This window comes from Cryptosporangium japonicum, assembly GCF_039524755.1.
In the GTDB taxonomy this organism is placed as follows: Bacteria; Actinomycetota; Actinomycetes; order Mycobacteriales; family Cryptosporangiaceae; genus Cryptosporangium; species Cryptosporangium japonicum.
In genome coordinates this window covers 317,915-337,740 of the sequence record NZ_BAAAGX010000014.1, presented here as the reverse complement: position 1 = coordinate 337,740, position 19,826 = coordinate 317,915, and the positions used below count along the sequence as shown (strand labels likewise).

Genomic DNA, 19,826 nt, shown 5'->3' with positions numbered 1-19,826 from the left:
GACGGTGCGGCGGTCGCCAGGCCAGCGCGGCGTGGGCGACGACGACTGACCAGGCTCAGCAGCAGCTGCGAACGGGTGCCGGACCCCACCGCCATCGACACCAACACGACGAGGATCGCGACGACGACCACACCGGTCAGCCCCACATCGTCACCGGGAGCTCGTCGTCGGGCGTGCGCCGGCGCAGGATCAGCTGCGACAGGCAGATGAACAGGATCACCGCGCCGGACGAGTTGAGCAGGACCAGGAACACCGTGTCGAGCGAGATGTACGCCGCGACCCCGCACAGGGACCCGATGACCGTCGACACGAGGATCGCCGCGATCGGGACACCCTGGCGGGACAGGCGCGTCAGCCGCTGCGGGGTGTGGTGCCGCGCGGCCAGCACGACACCGTGAGCACCACCGCGTTCATCAGGTCGGCGGCGCCCAGGATGCCCATCACGTCGAACGCGCTCACGTAGGGCGATTCGCCGAGGCGGGTCACCCAGTAATACCAGTACAGCCGACCGACGGAGAGGCCGGCCAGTTGCCCAGCGCGGCCCGGGCGCAGTCGGCGAACGAGCCGGTGGACGGGTGTGCCACCGCCATCTCACCGAGCATGCGCATGACCAGCACCCAGACGGCACTGCTTGCCGCACGAAACACGCTCGCCGCGCTGCGAGTCCTTTGACAGCGATGTGCAACGACGCACGCACTTGCCGAGTTGAGTGCGTCGACCTCTCGCCGGCACAAAGGCTAAGTGCCGACGGGCAGGTAACATCGGAACGTGAGTGTGAATCCGGCCGAATTGTCGCGGCTATGGGATGAGCAGTGGCCTGAGTACCCGAAGGTGTCGTACGAACTTCGGGCCATTCCCGACCGGTGGGTCCGGTTTCATGCCCTACCCGGCTCAAAGCGATACCCCGAGTCGGAAGCCGAGTACGCGGTGGTGCTGGCAAGACACAACGCGATCTTGAGCAGTTTGATCGCTACGAGAACAGTGCTCGTGGTGGCGGCAGGTTACTCGGCAACTGCGTCACCGCACGCGTCGCTGCGACCCGAAGGTGTCGATCACCTCCTACTCGAGGCCGTGCATTGGTCCAGCGTCCTTATCGATGCGGAGCCGGGCTCCGAGAGCTGGATGCACTTGTATGTGAGCGAGATCCTCGACGCACCGCATGCCCTGAGTCCGCTGCTGCGTCTGGTCGCCGACCACGAGATAGCGAATGTGCTGATCGCGGACCCTTCATTGAATTGGCTGTACCACCCGTACGACGGCGGCATGGATGTGTTGTTGCCCTCCACGGCTAAGCGCGACGCACTTCGCGGGCAGCATCGTTCCTGGCTGTCGTCTCACCCGAGCGGCCTGTAATCCGCTTTCCTGACTCCGTGATGGAAAACGCGACGTCCCTCCATCCTCGATGGCTCGGGTCACGAACTCTCGTGCCGCCGATCTCGCAAAGCGCACGCCTGCTCGTCGAAGCGTGCGTCAGAGACCGAGGCTGTTATCGACGTCGGCGGTCGGCCATACCGGCACGGGCGCCAACTGCTCGCGGACGAAGGCTGCTTCTTCGGCGTCCAGACCGTACGAACCATCGGGGTCGTCGCCGGAGTAGGACATGGTCCAGGCGATCCGGCACGGTCCGGGATGCTCGTGCGATGCGCCGCACACGGTTTCGCCGAGGAGCGCCTGAAGTTCGATCACCTGAGCCTCGGTCGCCAGGACGTCGACCACCATCCGGAACGGTCGGCGAACGTCGCTGTCGGGGGGTGGTTCGCGTTCAGCCATCCCGGAGACAGTAGCCGTTGGGCACCTGTACGCCAGCGCAATTTACTGCTGGCCGAACGTACGCATCTGCCGCAAGTAGACAGCTGACTGGCGCGGCTCTTGGTGTCCGGATAGCGCGTGCCTACCTTGCTGGGTCCTTCCACGGTTGTCCGATCCACGGATTGTCGTCGAGGTAAGCCGTTAGCCGGGGAAATCGCTGCCTCATGCTGGCCCCATCGGTCAACCCGGCGGGGACTCCTGACGGCTCGTCAGGCCCGTCGAGCCGATCGGCGGTAAACGACTTCCCGGTTGCGGCAATGTGTGCCTCCATGGGCAGACCGCAGAACCAATCGATGCGAGCGTTGTGCCGATCCACCGCCAGTTCGACGAGGCTGTCGGGGTCGTCAAGAATGCGTTGAACGGTGCCTCGCCCATGGGACACGATCCAGTCCTGCACCGCGAGCAGCGCATCATCATCAAGCGGCCCCAGCAGGAGAGTCGCCGCGTCGTGGATGGGCCAGCAGTAAAGCGTGTCCTGTTCCTGCTCCCAGAGCTCTTGGAACGGCTCGAGCTCGGTCGGCGGCAATTCACGAAGGCGCCGGAGAAGTACCTGCGCGACGCGTTCGGTGTCGGCGCCCCCCGCAGCGCGAGCACCTTCGACGATGCGCCAGAACTGAGCCCGCTCCACCGGCTGAACCATACAGGTTTGACGCCGACACCCCGGCCGAGAGCGAACGCACTCACATGCCGCCGAGCGCGCGTTTAGGTGTGGCGTGGGCGCCTGCGCGAAGGCATCGTGGACATCTCGACCAGCGATATAGGTCGCGATCTGCCTAAGCGCTGCCGCGGAGGGCCCACCGCCGGCTCAAATAGCGACAGGCTCCGCTCCTGCGCATCGAGGGCCGCCCGGATGCCGACCGGCATCGGCAGGTTCTGACCGGCGTGCCCGAATTCGACGTCGCCAAGACCAGGATGTCGCGGTCGCCGAGCACGACGCCGTGTCGGACCGGTGTACCTGCGGGGTGTATGAACACGATCGTGGGAACGAACGACTCCGGTGCCGGTGCGGGAGAGCTCGACGCCGAATTGATCGACTGCCAGTCTCCGGCCGATGTGCTGCAGGCGACGGGACGATGGTTGGCGTCCCGTCTGGCAAATCGGGAGTTCGAGTGGCACGCGACCCGCAGGAGCCTCGAAGCGAAGGTGGCCGGCCGGCTGGAGCGGATCGGTTTCGTAGGCAGTAAGTACAACCGGACAGGCCGCCTTATTGAAGTCCAAGCCGTCAATCTGGGGGTGTACGACGAGGGCCTCGGCCGTTGGCGCCGACTGCATGCGCCTCTCACGGTGTCCCGCCCGCCGTCCGTGGCGAACATCGTGTGCTACTCGAGTTATCTCGATCTGTCTCCCAAGAGCACACTCCTGACCGATCCGCAGAAACGGGTGGCCGCCGCCGGAGCGTTGGTCGCGGAATTGGAGGAGATCGCGCTGCCGTGGTTGGGTGCGACTCGAGACCCGACCGAACTCGCAGGTGCCGTGCCGGATGGCTTACTCCGGCCATGGGCGTTCGCTCAGGACCTCTTGGAGTACCTTGTCAGTCTCGGTCTGACCGATCAGGCACAGGCACTGATCCGTCGTTTCACCGCAATCAGCGCAGCGCACGCCGAGGCATTCGCGGAAGGCCGCCGCATGGCCGTGGCCGGTGAGCGCCCAACCTGGCACAGTGCACCCGCCTTCGGATGGAGCAGCGAGGTTCTCGACCTGGTCTGAGCGGACCTGAGTCCCCCGAGCTTTGGCGCCCCGCTACAAATCACCGAGAAGCTCCCTGGCGGCGAAGCCGAGAGACTCACTCACATGCCGCGGCCAGGCTGTTCGAGGTATGCGCCAGTTGACCGGGTGGTGATCGCGACGAGCCCCACGGATCTACGGTGAGGGCGCTGTCCGCGACCCGCTGAGCGCTGCTCTACTCCGCCGCTGTTTCTCGGCGGCAGGTCCATCGAGCGCTCTCGGCAATCGACTGCAGAGGCCCGCTCAGATCGACGAAGCCGTTCAGGCGTCGCGACAGGCGGAACTCAACGGCTGCGGCGGGAGACGCCGAGTTGCGGAGCGCCAACGAGATTCTGAAAGCGGCCACTGCTCTCTTTGCGACCGAGTTCAAGCGGCCCTCGCCTCGCTCGTGCGGTTCATCGAAGACCACGCCGCCCGCGCCGCCGGGGTGTGCGATGGTGTCGAGCCGATCTTGGAGAGTGCTCACCGAGCATGGCTGCCTGCTCGCCCCGTCCAGCTACTCCATGTTCCGTTCTCGTATCCCGTGCTTCCGAGCGGCACGACGCCTTCTTGACCAGCGAAATCAAGCGGTTTCACGCCGAAGATTGCAGCGTCTGCGGCGTCCGCCAAATCTGGTTGGCGCTCAATCGCGAACGCCTGCCGTGCCCTCGGGACGCCACCGGTCGGACGCGCCCGCTCTTGCTGCGCCCGCCCGTGGACGTCAATACGCGGCCCGGTCGTGGGCGGCGACCTCGCGCACCGCGCCAACGATGGCCGCGGAGTCCTTCTTCAGCAGCGCGCCGTGATTACTGCCGACCTTGGCGCTGATCCGGATGTGGGGGTTCCGTGCGACGACCGCGTCGAGGCCGGCGCGGATCCGTTCCTGCTCGTCGCCCTTGCTCCCGAGCGACGTCCCGGACGCCACGACGTAGCGCGCCGGCACGGTAAGGGAGTCCAACACGGGGCCGAGCTCGCGTTCACGGGAGAGCTTGCCGAGTTCGATGTTGCTGTCGGCCATCTGGTCGGGGGTCATCCGGGGGGTCAGCCCGGTCGGACGCACCAACGGCAGGAACCATCCCATCCGGCGGAACATCGTCCGGATCCGCTGCTCCATCGCGTCGTCGAGCCAGTCGTGCGGGAACGCACCGTCGACCATGACCGCACCGATCGCGCGCTCCGGGTTGCGGGCCGCCCAGTGCGCCGCGACGACCGCTCCGTAGGACCATCCGACGACCAGGGCGCGCTCGACGTCCCGGGCCGCGAGAACGGCGTCGACGTCCCGGACCGCGGCGCCGAACGAGTAGTCGGCGGAGCGCTTCGACTTCCGGCCGCGTGCCCGCTCGTCGAAGGTGATGTGGCGCCAGTCCGCGCCCAGGTCGGCGATGACGCGCCTCCAGTAGCCCTGGGTGGCGAATTGGCCGTTGAGGTAGAGCACCGGGATGCCGTCTCCGCCGAAGTCGGTGACAGCGAGCGCGGTGTCGTCGACGGGCACCATGCCGGTCCATTCGGTCATCGGAACACTCCTTGTTCGCGTCGTTTCTAACATTGGAAACGCTACGTTGCGTTCGCGATCTGAGCAACGAAGAAGCCCCGCGAAAGCGATAAACCTGCGGTTCAGGACAGTGTAATCCTTGCAATGGATCTGAATCGAACGCAATGCGTTGCAATGCTGTGGAGCTGAAGGCTACGGTGGCCGGTCCTGAGTGGAGGAGTAGCGGCGCGCCGGGAGGACGACTCACCTCACCGGCACACCGGCCCCCGCTGAACTTCGGCAGTCCCGGTGACCGGGCATCCACACATGCCCGGAGGAGCTGAAGCGCTGGCATCCAACGGTTAGCTGTCTAGGCATTACTCGACTCGGCTAGGGCAGATCGTCCCCACCTACATCCTTGCCGCCTACCTGGTCTCCGGGACGTGACAGATCGATCGCCCGGATGGGCGGCGATGGATAGCCGAGCACTCCGCTTCAGGCTCTCGCGCATGAGGCCCGAACCGATCCTCTGCATCAGTCCCGTGGTGTCGGGGCTACTCCGCTGCTCTGGCTAGCGATGTTCCGACCCGGTGATGTCGGTCAGCACGGACGACGTCTAGATCTTGCTACTGCTCACCGGCCTCGGCAGAGAGGCCCTGCGCGCTCCTGCGGCTCCTATCGCCGTCAGCGTCGGTCCACCGTGCACCCCAGGACGATTTGAGCCGCATTCTCGGCCGATCCCACATGCGGATGGCTTCTTTAGGGGTGCCGTTCTGACCTTCCGCTGCTGCCGACGCACTCTCATGCCGCGGTTAGTCATTCGTTCGTCGCCAGGGCGGCTGGCTCGACTCGGGTGGGGGGTCAGCCGCCAGCACGGTGAAGGTCGGCAGCCCGTACCATCTGCGTCGTCGCCAGACGGTTCCAGCCGAGCAGGCCTAAGATAGTGAGCACCCCACCGGAACCGCTCAGGAGCCACCGGACGCACCCCTCTCCCAATGGGTAACCGAAGACGAAGAGTCCGACGCCTAGCAGGGTCAGAAGCCACCGAGGTCGACGATTTCGCCACCGCTCGAAATTGGCTCGCGCCCAACACACTCAGCGACAGCTGCCACTCCCGGATCGGGGTGGACTTCCCCGCCATTCGATCGCCTCATAACCTCAGCCCGTACGGGTGCTGGCAGTTGCCGCCATGCGCGATTCGCGGCACGTCGCTGACTCCGATCAACCGTTCCCCCGGCGCCCACCGCTTCATGGTGCGGCGCGGTCGGCGGCAACCCACGGAGGGCACGTTCCGAGTGTCGGACGGTTGCGCGCGATTCATACCCGGACCACGATCACTCTCCCGCCGCGCAGCGGGCTTAGATGATCAGTCGCGCGCCGCCTCGTCATCGATGTCGTCAGCGGCGAACTCGACCGATGACACCGCCATCGATAACCGGTGGTAGCGAGGATTCTGGTTGTTCTTCGGTTCACACGTGCGATTCCGGATCGCCCTCAGCTCGTCGGCGATCTGGCGAAGGCGCGCAGCGTCGGGGTCAGTCATGTCGGCGACCGTAGTGCCGGTGCCGGCTCGCGGTGTCGTGTTCTCGAAGAGCGCGGCCACTTGGTCGCGGCGTGCACTCTCCTGCCGCCGGTCGCGCCTCGCGGTAGGACCCTTTATCGCTGGGCGGATCGGTCCCGTTCCGGGGATTGCCAGGAACGCGTCGGTTCCGCGCCGTCGGATCCGACGATTTCCCGGCAAACCGCGTCGGCGGCAGCCGGCGGGCGCCGCAAGAGCGCGCGGATTTCGGCGCGCTCGGACAGGTCGGAATCCACACGCACCGGAGGTTGCGGTCACGTCTCACATGCCGCTATGTGCATGCTCAAGCTGACCGGAGCACCGCCATCCGTCTCGACGCCCACGACCCGTCGGCGTTCGGAAGGCCGGGCGGCGTTGGATCGGGTCAGGCGGCAAATCGAGGACCGGCCACCGCGCGTGCTCCGCTCGCGGTCGATGGACGCATCCGATCTCGCCGTCCGGTGCCCGTTATACCGGCTCGCCACCCCGTCTGCGGCTGGACCGAATCGTTGGGTCGTACCGCAAACGAGGACTTGGTGATCGAAGTGCATCGGCGCGCCACAGGAGTCGTGAAAGGATCCGATGGTGTCGAACCCGCAGGATCCTCAACGGCTAGGAATGAAATATTGGATCACGCGTTATGTCGGTTTCGGCGTAGTGATCCCCGCCCTCATCCTGGCCTTCTTTGCCGTCACACACTGGCTATTCGGTCGGGGAGACACCTGGCATCCCGGGCTATGGCAGCCCTGGTGGCAGGGCTTCTTAGGGCAGGGCTTGGGCGCGGCCACCGCATTGCTTATATACGACGTCGTGCGCGCGGTCCGCCGGCATCGACGGCGTGACAGCTCCATACCGGCCGCTGGTGAGTAGACGCTTCCTCGGGTGAGGATCGTGCGTCTCGTTCACCATGCGGGAGACCGCGAACAGCGGAGCCGCAGGCTCGGCCAGACACCGACGAGCTCACCAGAGCCTTGGAGGGAGGCGTCGACCGCGTTCCTGTCGCGGTCGGCCAGCGCTGCGACTCCTCGGCGCCCACACCGTCCGCGCCGCCACAGTCTGGCCCCAAAGTCACGCTCATGCCGCGGTGCGCCTCTGCGCTTCTGCCGCGTGCGGTTCACGCGTTGGCTGTCCGCTGCTCGATCACCGTGAAACTGATCAATACCCCGAGATCATGGCGACCGTCCGGCCGGTGGATCGGATCGGTGAGGTCAACGAATCGAGGAGTGGATCGCACTCGGCGATAGGTTCCTGTACCGCCGACCGGCACGGCCTCCTCGGCTTCCGGAACCCACCTGGCGTACTCCGCGCTGTAGACCTGAAGATCCTCGATGAGGATTTCGACCGACGGGAAGTCAGCCGGGAGATCGACAGGCTCGTTGTAGCTCGTCATCGGCAGGAGTTCGCCGGCCAGTCGTACCGAGCCCCGGGTCTCCTGCTCCGCCTCCCAGTAGGCGGTCACGGCGCCGGCGCGCAGGAGCGTCGGGTACGCGCCCTCCTGCGTCCTCGGCAGCGGAGTGACGTCCCACTTGAGCTCTGTCACCCACTCCGGCGTGACGTTCGGGTTGGCCTCGAAGACCAAGCGCCACAGCAGCCGGTCTCCCACCGTCAAAACGATCCGATCCGCCGCGCATTCGTCGTACTCGATGTACGTCCGCCAGTCCCCGGCCACCACCATCTCCGCTCGCTAGATCGGGCGAAGCGTAGTAACGCAACCCGACCGACCGCTGCGGGCGGTCCTATCCATGAACATCCGCTTCTGCCGCCGGTCGTGATCCTGCCCCGGATCCGGGAGACCGGGTCCGACGGCGCCGTGGCGGTGCTGATCGCGACCCTCCGTTCTCTTGAGAACGTGCAACTGTCCTCAGCGCCACGGCACGGCCCGGACGCAGATCCCTGGGTCGTCGGTGACCCCGAACACGACCGCACCGTTCGGATCCACCGCGCAGACCCGCTGCCCCTGGCGCCACTCGCCGAGCAGGGAGCCGTCGGCGGCGAGGGCCCGCACGGTGATCGGGCCGCGGCTGGTGCCCGGGCGGGTCTCCGCCGCCGCGACGAACGTTCCGTTGCGGACCGGCACGACCGTCACCATGTCGCCGTTCACGACCTCGACGGTCTTCGCCGTGGCGACGGCCCGACCGACGAGCAGCGCCGACCACGGTTCACCCCCGGCGCCGGTCGACAGTTCGACCGTGACGGGCCCGGGCATCCACTGCACGTGCTTCCGGTAGCCGAGCAGTCGTACCTGGCCGGACGGCGGCATCGGCGAGGACCCGCCGGGCCCGCTCCAGACGCAGAACACCATCGTCTCGTCGTCGGTGAACGCCGCGGCGAACTGTTCGTTGTCCGTCGCCGCGCCGAGGAAGCGCAGCGCGTCGAGATCGACGAACTCCCTCGCGGGCGGCGTTTGGTTGCTCGTCGCGCCGGGCTCCTCGTCGCGCAGCGCGGTCGCACAGGCGTCGCGCAGCACCCCTGCCTGGGCGGTGAAGTTCTGGTCCTGCGGGGTCACCTGGCGCGACGGCGTCGCGGACACGATCGGCGTGGGCCGCTGCGCGGGCGGTGCCGGCTTCTCGTTCCGGATCAGCGTCAGCACGGTGACCGTGGCGCCGAGAACGACGAGCACGGCTGCGGCCGCGACCAGCGGGAGCAGGTGACGGCGCGGGCCGGCCGCGCGCGGGCCGCGAGCCTGCCGGTACCGCTCCGCCGCGATCCGGCGACGCAGCTGGTCGTGCATCGCGTCGCGCCGCGCGGACGAGACCTCCCGCTCCGTGGGCGGCTGGGGGATCGTGCTGGTCATCGGCCCTCCCTCGCGATGTGCGTCGGAATCCGGCTGGTGAAGTATTTGGTCAGGCGCGCCTTCGCGCGGCTCACCCGGGAGCGGACGCTCACCTCGGCGATGCCGAGCACCGCGGCGGCGTCGGCGTAGGACACGTCCGACCAGACGCAGAGCGCGAGCGCCTCGCGCTCGGCGCGTGGCAGCTCCTCCGCGGCGGCGAGCAGCTCCGCCATGCGGTGCTCGTCGTCGAGGCGTTCGGCGACGTCGTCGGCGTGGTCCGGCGCGGGCACGGGCGGCGGCAGGCGCTCGAGCAGCGCGGCACGACGCCGTCGCGACCGGTACTCGTTACGCACGGTGTTGGTCGCGACCGTGAGGAGCCAGGGCAGCGCGGAGTCGTGCACCAGGGCCACCGAGCCTCGCGCACGCCAGGCGGCGACGAACGCGGCGGAGGTGGCGTCGTCGGCGAGGGACCAGTCGGCGGTGAGCCGGAAGCAGTGATTGTTGACCGCCTTGAGATGGCGGTCGAACAGCACGCTGAAGGCGTCGTCGTCGCCGGCGGCCGTCGCTTCCCACAGCTGCCGATCAGTGGGTGGGGAGGTCGTCACACTGATCAGTCACCGCCGGGCCGGTTCGTGTTGCATCCGCTCACCATCCTCGCCGCCGCTGGTTCACTGTCTGGGGAGGGTGCTCGACCTCAGCCACACTGGTGTCCGCACCTGCGGCGAGCTTCCGGCACGTCCCGTGCGGTGTCGGCGTCGAGGGCGGCGGGTTGGAATCCGAACGCACACACCTGCCATCGAGCGCGCGAAGCCTCCGCGCCGGACCGTTTGGCGTCGCTCTCCGACAGCGGTCCGGACGCGACGACGCCCGGGGGCGGTACGTTCGCGGCTTTTGTGGGGGTCACGTGGGTGCGAAACTGGTGGCGGCCGGGCACCCCGTCGGCCAACGGGCTTCGGGCGGGCGTAGCTGAGGATCGGCGGCCAGCGCCAGCTCCCACAGTGCTGCGCGGAGCGCCCGCGCTCGCCGGGTGCCCAGCAGAGCCCGCCAGTCGGACTCGATCCGGGCCTCCTCGGCCATGGCGACGGGCAGGATGCTGCGGCCGCGCGGCGTCAGCCGGATCAGGCGTGCGCGCCCGTCGGAGGGATCCGGCACCCGCTCCACGTAGCCGGCCTTCTCGATGCCGTTGACCAGGGCCAGCGCCGTCTGCTTCGGGAGCCGTGCACGGTCGGCGAGGACGACCAGCCTGGTGCCGTCCAGGTCGATGCCGGCCAAGAGCCGGGCCTGTGTCCTGGTGAGGTCGTCGAAGCCGGCCTCGGCGAGCGCGGCGAGGATCCGGTCTTCGGCCGCACGGAAGCCGATGAACATGAGCCAGCCTGACGAGAGGTCGCGTTCCACGCCTTAGGGCCTTCCCAGGTAGTACCAGACAGGACTAGATTTGGTCCATCATCGTACTAGTTTCGCCTCGGCGAAGGGATCGGCCCCCATGGACGACACCGAAGTCTGGTCGGCCGTCGACCGGCGACGCCGCGCCATCGTGGACCTTCTGACGGGTCTGTCCCCGGGCGACTGGAACACGCCTTCACTGTGCGAGGGTTGGAGAGTCAGGGACGTCGCGGCGCATCTGACGATGCCGCTGCTGACCGTTCCGCAGATGGCGTTGCTCGCGCTCCGGCATCCGGGCTCGACCAATCACCTCATCCGGCACGGCTCGATCGACCTCGCCCGGCGCTACGACTCCGACCAGATCCTCCGACGACTGAGCCTGCTGATCGGCCATCACCGGCCGTTTCCCGGCCTGACCTGCCGCGAGGCGCTCATCGACGCCGTCGGACACACCTACGACATGACCATCCCGCTGGGCCGTGAGATCCACATCCCCGCCGACGAAGTGGCCGAAGCCGCCGACCGCGTCGTCTCCTACCGCGCCCGCGGGAACGCGAAAGTCTTCCGGCGGCTGCCGCTGACGACGGTGCGGCTCACCGCGGCAGACCACACCTGGTCCACCGGAGCCGGCCCGGAGGTGACGGGCACCATGACCGACTTGTTCCTGCTGCTCACCGGACGCACCGCGCGGATAGCACAGCTGCAGGGCCCCGGGGCCGAGGGTCTTCGCCGGCTCGTCACTGCCTGAACCGCGCCCCGGTCGTCCGCACGTACACCACGAGAACTGGTCGCCGGATCGCTCTCCCGGCTCCCCTCCGTGTCAACCCGCGCGGCATCGGCGAACGACCAGGGCTGAATGCCGGCCCAACAGATCCGCTCTTCGTCGCGGACGAGCGGATCCGCGCCGGTATGGGGTAACCAGACGGAGTACGGGGCACCGCCGCTGATGTTCGCCTGGTGGAGAGAGTCGGCGGCGATGGTGATCTCCAACGGCCCCGCGATCTCCGGATTCACGTCCGGAAATGGGGCGTCCCAGTTGTCACGTGGGACGAGGTCGATCGTTCCGACGATGCGCCAGTAGGCGGCCAGCGCCAGCGGCACCGCCGATCCGGTGATTTCCTCCAGTTGCCGCAGCCGGTCTTCCTGGTCCGCGGCCGGGCCGGGCATCGCCTTACGCTTGCTGACCGGCCAGCCGCGTTCGATGAGCGCGGTGGTGAGGTTGGAGGCGTTCCGGCGCACACGTGTGCGACGAGAACTCCCGGCTGCGGTCGCGCGCCGACAGGCGTACTCGTCGCGCGGCTCGAGCAGCGTCCAGCACTGGACCGGTGACGGCGGAATCGGCGTACCGGAGCACGTGGCGGGCCTCCCGGCCCAGGATCTCGTGGTCGCGAAGACCGCTCCTGTCCTGGTGAGCCGCCGCCTCGACCGCGGTGAGCCCGCTCCACTGCTCGATGCTCAGGCGACCCCGGCTCCCGGAGCACACTGACATTCCTCGCTCAAGCCCTGACTCCGGGCGGCCGACAACCGCCTACCGTGGCCTGCCGCCGAGACCTTTACCACCTCGACGTGGAGCGGAGCTCCGGCGCCGAGACGCATCTGGCGCAGGTAGCTCGTTTGACGGTCGGTCTGCCCGGACGCGGTGCGGCCCGGAGCGCATCGTTCGCGGTCCGGGCCGGTGGTGCTGCTGGGTGGTTCAGGAGCAGTAGTTGTAGTCCCAGCAGTCGTTGTAGCGCTTCTTGTGGTGGCGGCGACGCGGCTTGCAGTAGTTGTAGTCCCAGTCGTTGGTGCACTCGTCGTACGAGTAGTCGTAGCAGCCGCTCATGTCGTCCAGCCTCCCAAGGCCTCATGTCCGGGAGCGTCTCTCCCGTCCTGGACACAGGTTCTCCCGGATCGGCCCGCTGCTCGATCACCCCGCCGACGCCGGAAACGTTCGCCTCCCAACACCCAAGCCGCCGCGCCCCGCTTCCCTGGAGCGTGCCGCGAGCCGGGGCGGAAACACCAGCGGTAGACATCCGATCAGACGCAGTCACGCGCGGATCCACAGAACTCAACCGCGCCGCCGGTCCGGCGGGAGCGCGGAACTCGGTCGCGTGCGGCACCGCGGACGCCCACCCGCTCCGTGATCGCGAACACGGCCGAGGCCGCGTGGCCCTGGCCGAAGCGCCACCCGACGACGGGGTAGAAACCGTCTGCTCGGCGAGCGGCCGCAGCTCGCAGAGGGTGGTCGCCGGGGCCGAGGTAGTAGTACGCACCGTCGCTGCGGGCGCCCGCGTCGAGATCGACCGAGCCGTCCAGACGGTCTTCGAGCGCCGGCACGGAGATTCGTCGCTCCAGGCGTAGAGCGCGTACTCCGAGGTGGCGGGGTAGTCCTCGAGTGGCCGGGCCGGCCGCAGCGCGAACGCGTCGCCGAGCGCCCGCTGATCATCTCGGCGGAAGCGGCTCTGAGCGGGTTCGGCCAACCGGCCTTCTAACGTTCGTTTCAGTTTCGCTCGGTACGAAGTCGGCATGAGACACGCGATGCGGCTCGTACCCAGAAGGCTGTTGACGGCCGCCACGGCACCGGCAAAAGCGTTCCCAGTCGCCGACCGCGCCGCCGGACACCCCTGCTAACGACGACGGCTCCGATTCGGAGCATCTCGGCGGCACTACACCACCGGAAAAGAGAATGACATGAAATCCATGGGACGCCGCAGCTTCCTGGCCGCCGCAACGGCGCTCGGCATCGGCGCCGGCTTGACCACGCACGCCGTCGCCTCGGCCGCGGACGGCGACGAGAGTCCGGGCAAGACGTCGGACATTTATCTGCGCGACAAGGACCTGCCCTTCATCGGCACGGAGGAGACCTTTTCGACCCCTACGTTGTTGAAGCTCAACTCGATCAACGAAGACCACATCGCATTCCTCGAAGAAATCGGTCTCGCCGATCTGGGTCAACGCCGAATCGGCGACATGGACGCGGGGGGACTCAACGTTCAGATCCTCTCTGCGCACACACCGTCCGTGCAGAACGTCCCGGGGCAGAAGGGCATCGACCTCGCCTATCGGCTCAACCGGCAGCTCGTGGAGGGGCCCATCGCCAAATATCCGGGCCGCTTCAAGGCTTTCGCCACCCTGCCCTTGCAGAGCCCGGAGGCGGCGGCGGACGAACTGGAACGCTCGGTGCGGGAAGACGGCTTCCTCGGCGCGCTGACCAACGGACACATCACGAAGAAGTACCTCGATCATCCCGATTTCGAGCCCGTGCTGGCCCGCGCCGTCGCGCTCGACGTGCCGATCTACCTGCATCCCGGTTATCCGGCCGACGAGGTCTTCAAGATCTACTACAGCACCACCCGGTCCGAATACACCGAAGAGTTCCAGGACTACATCTTCAGTGGGTCCGGTTACGGCTGGCACCAGGAGGTGCTGACCCAATGCATCCGGATGATCACCTACGGGGTGTTCGACCGATTCCCCGGACTGAAAGTCATCATCGGCCACATGGGCGAAGGTCTTCCGTTCTACTTCGAGCGGATCGTCAACGACATGGGTGAGCCGACCGAGGACTCGCTCAAGAAGCCCTTCGGGCAGTACTTCCACGACAACTTCTGGATCACGACCAGCGCCTTCCCCCAGACCGACCTCCTCCGTCTCCTGCTGAAGTACATCAGCGTGGATCGAGTGATGTTCGCGACCGACTACCCGTTCGCCGACATCAAGGAGCAGACCGACTGGTTCCGCGGAGTCGACCTGCCCCGCCAGGACAAGGAGAAGATCGCGTTCCGGAACGCCGAGAAATTGTTCCGGATGAAGCTGCCGGTGAAGTAATACGTCGGCGGCCGGGAATGACACGGCCCGGAACGCGATGAGCGTTCCGGGCTTCGAAACTCGAGGTGACCGGCGAAGGCATCACGGTGACGGCGGTGACCGAACCCCAGGTCCCGGTGTTCGGGGGACACGGCGATCCACGGCCGCGAGCCGGGGATCACGCACTTCGCGGAAGCCGTCCTCCGGCCCTCAGACCGCCGCGCGGAACTCCGCCGGGCTCACCCCGCGCACGCGTTTGAACGCCGAGCTCAACGCGAACGGGCTGCTGTAGCCGACCTTGCGGGCGACGGCCGCCAGCGTGGCGTCGGGTTCGCGCAGGAGGTCCGCGGCCAGCGCCAGGCGCCAGCCGGTCAGGAACGCCATCGGTGGTTCGCCGACGAGCTCGGTGAACCGGCGCGCGAGCGCGGCCCGGGAGACGCCGGTCTCGCGGGCCAGCAGCGCGACCGTCCACGCCCGCGCCGGGTCGGACTGCAGCATGCGGATCGCCGGGCCCACCACCGGGTCGCCGTGCGCGCGGTACCAGCCGGGTGCCGCCGCGTCCTGCCGGGAGAACCACCAGCGCAGCGCCCCGATCAGCAGGAGGTCGAGCAGCCGGTCGAGCACCGCGCCCTGGCCCGGGGCGTCGCGGGTGATCTCCTCGGCCAGGAACCCGATCAGCGGGTTCTCCCAGGAAGTGCGCCGGACCACCAGCACCGGCGGCAGCGTGGCGAGCAGGCGGGAGCTCACCTCGCTGTGCACCTCGTACGTGCCGGTCAGCAGTTCGGTGCCGCCGGTGGCGTCGTTGCCCCAGGTGCGGACGCCGAGCGCGCCCGGCGGCGACATCAGATCGGTCATCAGGCCGAGCGGGGCACCGGCCGGGGTCTGGCACACCTGGCCGGGCAGGATGTGCACCTGCGGTGCGGTGGCCGGGTCGTCGGCGAGCGTGTACGGATCGGGGCCGCGGAAGATCGCCAGGTCGCCGGCCTCGAGGCGGGTCAGCCCACCGGCGTCGGGCAGCACGCACAGGGTGCCGTGCACGACCGCGCAGAGCGTCAGCGGCGACTCGTCGCGGATGCGGATCGACCAGGGCGGCGTCAGCAGGGAGCGGACCAGGAACGCGCCCCGGGCGCGGGGTCCGTCGAGGAGACCGGCGAGAGTGTCCACGCGGCTACCGTAGACGATCGCGTATGCGGATGCGGCTCGTGGCGATGGAACCGTCTCGGCGTAACCGGTCTCCTGGAGACATGACGATCCTCATCACCGCAGGACACGGAAAGACCGGCCGCCGCGTCGCCGCGCGCCTCGACGCGCTCGGCATCCCCACCCGGGTGGGCTCCCGCAGCGGCACCCCACCGTTCGACTGGTACGCACCGGACACCTGGCCGGCCGCGCTCGCCGGGGTGGACGCCGCCTACCTCGCGTTCGTCCCCGACCTGGCCGTGCCGGCGGCACCGGCGACCATCGAGGCGTTCACGGCCGAGGCCGCGCGGCAGGGCGTCCGCCGGCTGGTGTTGCTGTCCGGACGCGGCGAAGCCGAGGCCGAGCGGTGCGAGCAGCTCGTGCGCGCCGGGGCGCCGGAGTGGACGGTCGTGCGCTGCAGCTGGTTCGCGCAGAACTTCAGCGAGGACTACCTGGTGCCGTCCGAGGACGGCGTGCTCCGGCTGCCGGTCGGCGACGTGCGTGAGCCGTTCGTGGACGCCGACGACATCGCCGACGTCGCCGTCGCGGCGCTCACCGACTCCCGGCACGCCGGTCAGCTCTACGAGCTCACCGGGCCGCGTGCCCTGACGTTCGCCGAGGTCGCCGCGGAGATCGGCCGGGCGTCCGGCCGGGACATCCGGTTCGAGTCGGTGCCGCTGGACGCGTACGCGGCGGCGATGCGTGAGGCGCGGACGCCGGAGGAGGTGATCGCGCTGGTCTCCTACCTGTTCACCGAGGTGCTCGACGGGCGCAACGAGCCGGTCTGCGACGGCGTGCGCCGCGCGCTGGGCCGCGAGCCGAGGGACTTCGCCGACTACGCCCGCGCCGCCTTCTAGTTCAGAGCACGCCCGGATCGTTGAACGCGGTGATCCGGGCGACGCGCCCGCCGGTGATCGTCACGATGTGGACGCCGTGTGCGACGCCGTCCTCGTACACGGCGAACGCCGGCTCGGTGTTGGCCCGGATCGGTGTGAGCCGCCACGTGCCGGGGCGGCGCAGCACCCGGGCCCGCAGGAACCCGAGCACCGCGTCGCGGCCGCGGAACCAGGTCGGGATCGGGGGCATCTCGAGGACGACGTCCGCGCGGAGCAGCTCGACCAGCGGCGCGGCGTCGGCACGCGCGAACGCGTCGGCGTAGCGGTCGAGCAGTGTCCTGGTCGCGGCGTCGACCGGCTCGGCGACGTCGTCGGCCGCGACCCCGAGCGTCCGCAGCCGGGCCCGGGCCCGCTGCAGCGCGCTGTGGACACCGGCGCGCGAGGTGCCCAGCACGTCCGCGACGTCGGCGGCGGGCCAGCCGAGCACGTCGGCGAGGATCAGCGCGGCCCGCTGCCGCGCCGGCAGGTGCTGGAGCGCGACCGTGAACGCGAGCCGGATACCGGCGTGGGCGGCCACGACCGACTCCGGCGTCTCCCGCTCGGTACGCAGCAGCGCGTCCGGCAGCGGTTCGAACCAGTCGAGGTCGAGTTCCGGTGCGGTCTCCGGGCCGGTCCCCGGCGGACCGAGCCCGGAGGGCAGCGGGCGACGGCCGCGGTGCTGCCGAGCGGTGAGGCAGACGCGCGTCGCGATGACGTAGAGCCAGCGGCGCACCGACGAGCGGCCCTCGAACGCGGCGAACCCCCGCCAGGCCCGGACGTAGGTGTCCTGCACCGCGTCCTCGGCGTCGTGCCTGCTGCCGAGCAGGCGGTAGCAGTGGGCCAGGATCTCGCCGCGGTAGGGGTCGGCGAGCTCGGCGAAGTCGGGGGCCACGGCGTCCATCGTGGCGGCTCGGGTCACGCGACGGGCCGCGATCCGTCGGCGGTCACCAGGTACTCGGCACCGGACGCGGCGTCGCGGACCGCCGTCCGGACGGCGTCGGCGACCTGCTCCGGGGTGAGCACCGTCCCCATGGTCGCGATGTGGGTCGCGGGGTCCACCCCGGCGCGGGCCGCGTAGGCACCCACGCCGGCGCGCCCCAGGTCGGTCGCCGGGGTGAGCATCGGCAGCAGCGTCACGAAACGCAGGCCGAGCCCGGCCCGGGCCGACTCGTCGGCGGCGTACGCGGTGAGGAAGCGGATCGCGGCCTTCGCGCCCGCGTAGCCGCCGCTGGCCGGCGAGCCGCGCAACGCGGCCCCGCTGGAGATCGTCACCACCGTGCTGCCCGGCGCGAGCGGCGCGGTGAGCGCAGCGCGTGTCCAGGTGAACGCGTGCCGGGTGTCCACGTGCCAGTTGCGTGAGAAGTCGTCCCAGCTCAGCGTGTGCAGCGGGCCCATCGCCGGTACCGCGCCGGCGTTGAGCACCAGCAGGTCGGGCCGGTGCTCGGCGATCAGGTCGGCGGCGGTCCCCGGATCGGTGGCGTCGCCCTTCACCCAGGTGGCGGACGTGGCCGCGGCCGGCGCGCTCCGGGAGACGCCCAGCACCGTGGCCCCGTCCGCGGCCAGCGCCTCGGCGATGGCCCGGCCGAAGCCCCGGCTCGCGCCGGTGACGATCGCGATGCGAACGTTCAGTTCGTTGTCCATGAGGATGAGACCGCGCGACCCGGGCGATCTCATCGCGACGATCAGAAAAACGTCGCCGCCCGTTCGGCCAGCATGACGGCGGTCGCGTTCGTGCCCCGGCGGGGCACCGCGGGCAGCACCGACGTGTCGACGACACGCAGGCCCGCGACCCCGCGCACGGCCAGTGAACCGTCGACCACCGCGCCCGGATCGCCGTCCGGACCCATCCGCGCGCTGCCGGACAGGTGGAAGTTCGAGTTCAGGTGCGTGCGCAACCACCGGTCGAGCGCGCCGTCGTCGGCGAGCGTGCGCGCGTCGGGCCCGGTGATCGACGCGACGTGCGCGGCGAGCGGCCCGCTCCGCAGCAGCTCGGCGGCGGCCCTGACCCCGGTGCGCAGCCGCGCCCGGTCGCCCGCCGACCGCAGGTAGTCGAAGTGCAGCATCGGCTCCCCGGCCACCAGCTCGAGGCGCCCCCGCGACTCCGGGCGCTGCAGCGCGACCATCAGGTTCAGGTCGCCCTGCCGGATCACCTGCGTCGCCAGGCGCCGCAGCGAGACACCGCGCAGCGCCGAGAGGGTGCGCCGCGGCCGGCGCAGCACGTCCGACGCGCCTTTCACCAGCGACGTCCGGCCGCTGCCGGTGTCGGTCATCATCGCGCCGAGCGGGATCGCGAACAGCAGCAGTTCCAGGTCGCCCGCCGGGTCGGCGCCCGAATCGAGGTTCAGACCGACCTGCGCGGGCAGCGTCGACGGGTCGAACGGCAGGTCACCACGCGCGCGGAAGCCCACGTAGACGTCCGGGTGGTCGGAGAAGTCCTTGCCGACGCCGGGCAGGTCGACGGCGACCTCGATGCCCGCCGCCCGTAGCTCGGCCGCCGCCCCGATGCCCGAGCGCAGCAGCAGGTGCGGCGAGGTGACCGACCCCGCGCAGAGCACGACCTCGCCGGCCCGGACAAGCTCGTCGCCGACGTGCACGCCCACGGCCCGGCCGTGCTCCAGCGCCACCCGGGACACCGCGGCGTCACCCCGCACGGTCAGGTTCGGCCGGTCGAGGTGTGGCAGCAGGTGCGAGATCGCGGTGTTCACCCGCACCCCGTCGACGAAGTTGCCCGGCATCAGCCCGGCGCCGGGCGTCTCGTCGCCGTTCTTGTTCTTCTCCTCGGGGAAGCCGGCCGCCAGGCAGGCGTCGAGGAACGCGGCCGAGAGCGGGCTGAGCGCGTCGCCCTTGACGCGCTGCACCGGCAGCGGGCCGCGGGTGTCGCCGGGGTAGTCGAGGTCGTCCTCGGCGCGGCGGTAGAACGGCAGGCACGCCTCGTACGACCAGGCGGGGTTGCCGAGCGCCACCCAGTCGTCGAAGTCGGCGCGGGTGGCCCGCACGTAGTTCGCGCCGTTCATCGCGCCGGAGCCGCCGAGCACCCGGCCGCGCGGGATCGTCCACGGCAGGTCGGGCGTCAGGTACGCGGGCCAGGCCGAGTTGTACGGGTTCCCGGGGAGAACGGCGGAGAGCGACGAGACGCGCAGGAGCTCCTCGGGGAACTCGCCGGGCGCCGCGAAGACCGGGCCGGCCTCGAGCAGCAGCACGCGCCGGTCCGGGTTCTCCGAGAGGCGTCCCGCGAGCACGCACCCGGCGGTGCCGGCGCCCACCACGACGACGTCGTACTCTCCCACC

At 69.4% G+C, this 19,826-nt stretch carries 19 protein-coding genes and 1 pseudogene; 5 read left to right on the top strand and 15 right to left on the bottom strand.

Annotated features, from left to right (window positions below):
- Positions 1–44 precede the first annotated feature (44 nt).
- A pseudogene (locus ABD437_RS43035) lies at positions 45–620 on the bottom strand (hypothetical protein); the annotation flags it as partial.
- 148 nt (positions 621–768) lie between these two features.
- Between ABD437_RS43035 and ABD437_RS18415 the strand changes: the two are divergent.
- Positions 769–1,353 (top strand): DUF3885 domain-containing protein, encoded by a 585-nt coding sequence (locus ABD437_RS18415; protein WP_344650073.1) that lies wholly within the window; start codon positions 769–771, stop codon positions 1,351–1,353.
- A gap of 117 nt (positions 1,354–1,470) precedes the next feature.
- Here the strand turns inward: ABD437_RS18415 and ABD437_RS18410 are convergent, their stop codons facing one another.
- Together ABD437_RS18410 and ABD437_RS18405 are read right to left on the bottom strand one after the other, a co-directional pair.
- Positions 1,471–1,770 (bottom strand): hypothetical protein, encoded by a 300-nt coding sequence (locus tag ABD437_RS18410; RefSeq protein ID WP_344650072.1) that lies wholly within the window; start codon positions 1,768–1,770, stop codon positions 1,471–1,473.
- 121 nt (positions 1,771–1,891) lie between these two features.
- Positions 1,892–2,437 (bottom strand): DUF4240 domain-containing protein, encoded by a 546-nt coding sequence (locus tag ABD437_RS18405; RefSeq protein ID WP_344650071.1) that lies wholly within the window; start codon positions 2,435–2,437, stop codon positions 1,892–1,894.
- A 338-nt stretch (positions 2,438–2,775) separates the two neighbouring features.
- Here ABD437_RS18405 and ABD437_RS18400 point away from each other — a divergent pair, with 338 nt between their 5' ends.
- Positions 2,776–3,516 carry a hypothetical protein gene (locus ABD437_RS18400; RefSeq protein WP_344650070.1) on the top strand — a complete coding sequence of 247 codons (741 nt, stop codon included), beginning with the start codon at positions 2,776–2,778 and terminating at the stop codon, positions 3,514–3,516.
- 718 nt (positions 3,517–4,234) lie between these two features.
- Here ABD437_RS18400 and ABD437_RS18395 read toward each other — a convergent pair.
- From ABD437_RS18395 to ABD437_RS18370, 6 genes are all read right to left on the bottom strand, one after another.
- Complete coding sequence (locus tag ABD437_RS18395) at positions 4,235–5,026, bottom strand: alpha/beta hydrolase (protein WP_344650069.1); 792 nt, start codon at positions 5,024–5,026, stop codon at positions 4,235–4,237.
- Between the two features lie 1,324 nt (positions 5,027–6,350).
- Positions 6,351–6,527, bottom strand: a complete 177-nt coding sequence (locus ABD437_RS18390) for a hypothetical protein (protein ID WP_344650068.1) — start codon at positions 6,525–6,527, stop codon at positions 6,351–6,353.
- Positions 6,528–7,656: 1,129 nt separating this feature from the next.
- Positions 7,657–8,217: a hypothetical protein gene (locus tag ABD437_RS18385; RefSeq protein ID WP_344650067.1), complete on the bottom strand. Its 561-nt coding sequence runs from the start codon at positions 8,215–8,217 to the stop codon at positions 7,657–7,659.
- 186 nt (positions 8,218–8,403) lie between these two features.
- Complete coding sequence (locus tag ABD437_RS18380; protein WP_344650066.1) at positions 8,404–9,336, bottom strand: hypothetical protein; 933 nt, start codon at positions 9,334–9,336, stop codon at positions 8,404–8,406.
- Positions 9,333–9,920 carry an RNA polymerase sigma factor gene (locus tag ABD437_RS18375; protein WP_344650065.1) on the bottom strand — a complete coding sequence of 196 codons (588 nt, stop codon included), beginning with the start codon at positions 9,918–9,920 and terminating at the stop codon, positions 9,333–9,335. Before ABD437_RS18375 ends, ABD437_RS18380 begins: the two co-directional genes overlap by 4 nt.
- 295 nt (positions 9,921–10,215) lie before the next feature.
- Positions 10,216–10,680, bottom strand: a complete 465-nt coding sequence (locus ABD437_RS18370) for a MarR family winged helix-turn-helix transcriptional regulator (protein ID WP_344650064.1) — start codon at positions 10,678–10,680, stop codon at positions 10,216–10,218.
- A 70-nt stretch (positions 10,681–10,750) separates the two neighbouring features.
- Here ABD437_RS18370 and ABD437_RS18365 point away from each other — a divergent pair, with 70 nt between their 5' ends.
- Positions 10,751–11,446 carry a maleylpyruvate isomerase family mycothiol-dependent enzyme gene (locus ABD437_RS18365; protein ID WP_344650063.1) on the top strand — a complete coding sequence of 232 codons (696 nt, stop codon included), beginning with the start codon at positions 10,751–10,753 and terminating at the stop codon, positions 11,444–11,446.
- 945 nt (positions 11,447–12,391) lie between these two features.
- Here the strand turns inward: ABD437_RS18365 and ABD437_RS18360 are convergent.
- Together ABD437_RS18360 and ABD437_RS18355 are read right to left on the bottom strand one after the other, a co-directional pair.
- Positions 12,392–12,520 (bottom strand): hypothetical protein, encoded by a 129-nt coding sequence (locus ABD437_RS18360; protein ID WP_344647219.1) that lies wholly within the window; start codon positions 12,518–12,520, stop codon positions 12,392–12,394.
- 194 nt (positions 12,521–12,714) lie between these two features.
- Positions 12,715–13,014, bottom strand: a complete 300-nt coding sequence (locus tag ABD437_RS18355) for a hypothetical protein (RefSeq protein WP_344650062.1) — start codon at positions 13,012–13,014, stop codon at positions 12,715–12,717.
- Positions 13,015–13,368: 354 nt separating this feature from the next.
- Here ABD437_RS18355 and ABD437_RS18350 point away from each other — a divergent pair, with 354 nt between their 5' ends.
- Positions 13,369–14,505: an amidohydrolase family protein gene (locus ABD437_RS18350; protein WP_344650061.1), complete on the top strand. Its 1,137-nt coding sequence runs from the start codon at positions 13,369–13,371 to the stop codon at positions 14,503–14,505.
- Between the two features lie 189 nt (positions 14,506–14,694).
- Here ABD437_RS18350 and ABD437_RS18345 read toward each other — a convergent pair whose 3' ends face one another.
- Positions 14,695–15,648 carry an AraC family transcriptional regulator gene (locus tag ABD437_RS18345; RefSeq protein ID WP_344650060.1) on the bottom strand — a complete coding sequence of 318 codons (954 nt, stop codon included), beginning with the start codon at positions 15,646–15,648 and terminating at the stop codon, positions 14,695–14,697.
- A gap of 80 nt (positions 15,649–15,728) precedes the next feature.
- Here ABD437_RS18345 and ABD437_RS18340 point away from each other — a divergent pair, with 80 nt between their 5' ends.
- A complete protein-coding gene (locus ABD437_RS18340; protein WP_344650059.1) occupies positions 15,729–16,520 on the top strand; it encodes an NmrA family NAD(P)-binding protein in 792 nt (263 codons plus the stop codon).
- Position 16,521: 1 nt separating this feature from the next.
- Here ABD437_RS18340 and ABD437_RS18335 read toward each other — a convergent pair whose 3' ends face one another.
- The 3 genes from ABD437_RS18335 to ABD437_RS18325 are packed head-to-tail and all read right to left on the bottom strand — an operon-like array spanning position 16,522 to position 19,825.
- Positions 16,522–17,457, bottom strand: a complete 936-nt coding sequence (locus tag ABD437_RS18335) for an RNA polymerase subunit sigma-70 (RefSeq protein WP_344650058.1) — start codon at positions 17,455–17,457, stop codon at positions 16,522–16,524.
- On the bottom strand, positions 17,454–18,179 hold the full coding sequence (locus ABD437_RS18330; protein WP_344650057.1) for an SDR family oxidoreductase: 726 nt from the start codon (positions 18,177–18,179) through the stop codon (positions 17,454–17,456). The genes ABD437_RS18335 and ABD437_RS18330 overlap by 4 nt, the downstream gene beginning before the upstream one ends.
- A 41-nt stretch (positions 18,180–18,220) precedes the next feature.
- Positions 18,221–19,825: a GMC family oxidoreductase gene (locus tag ABD437_RS18325; protein WP_344650056.1), complete on the bottom strand. Its 1,605-nt coding sequence runs from the start codon at positions 19,823–19,825 to the stop codon at positions 18,221–18,223.
- Between the last annotated feature and the right edge of the window lies 1 nt (position 19,826).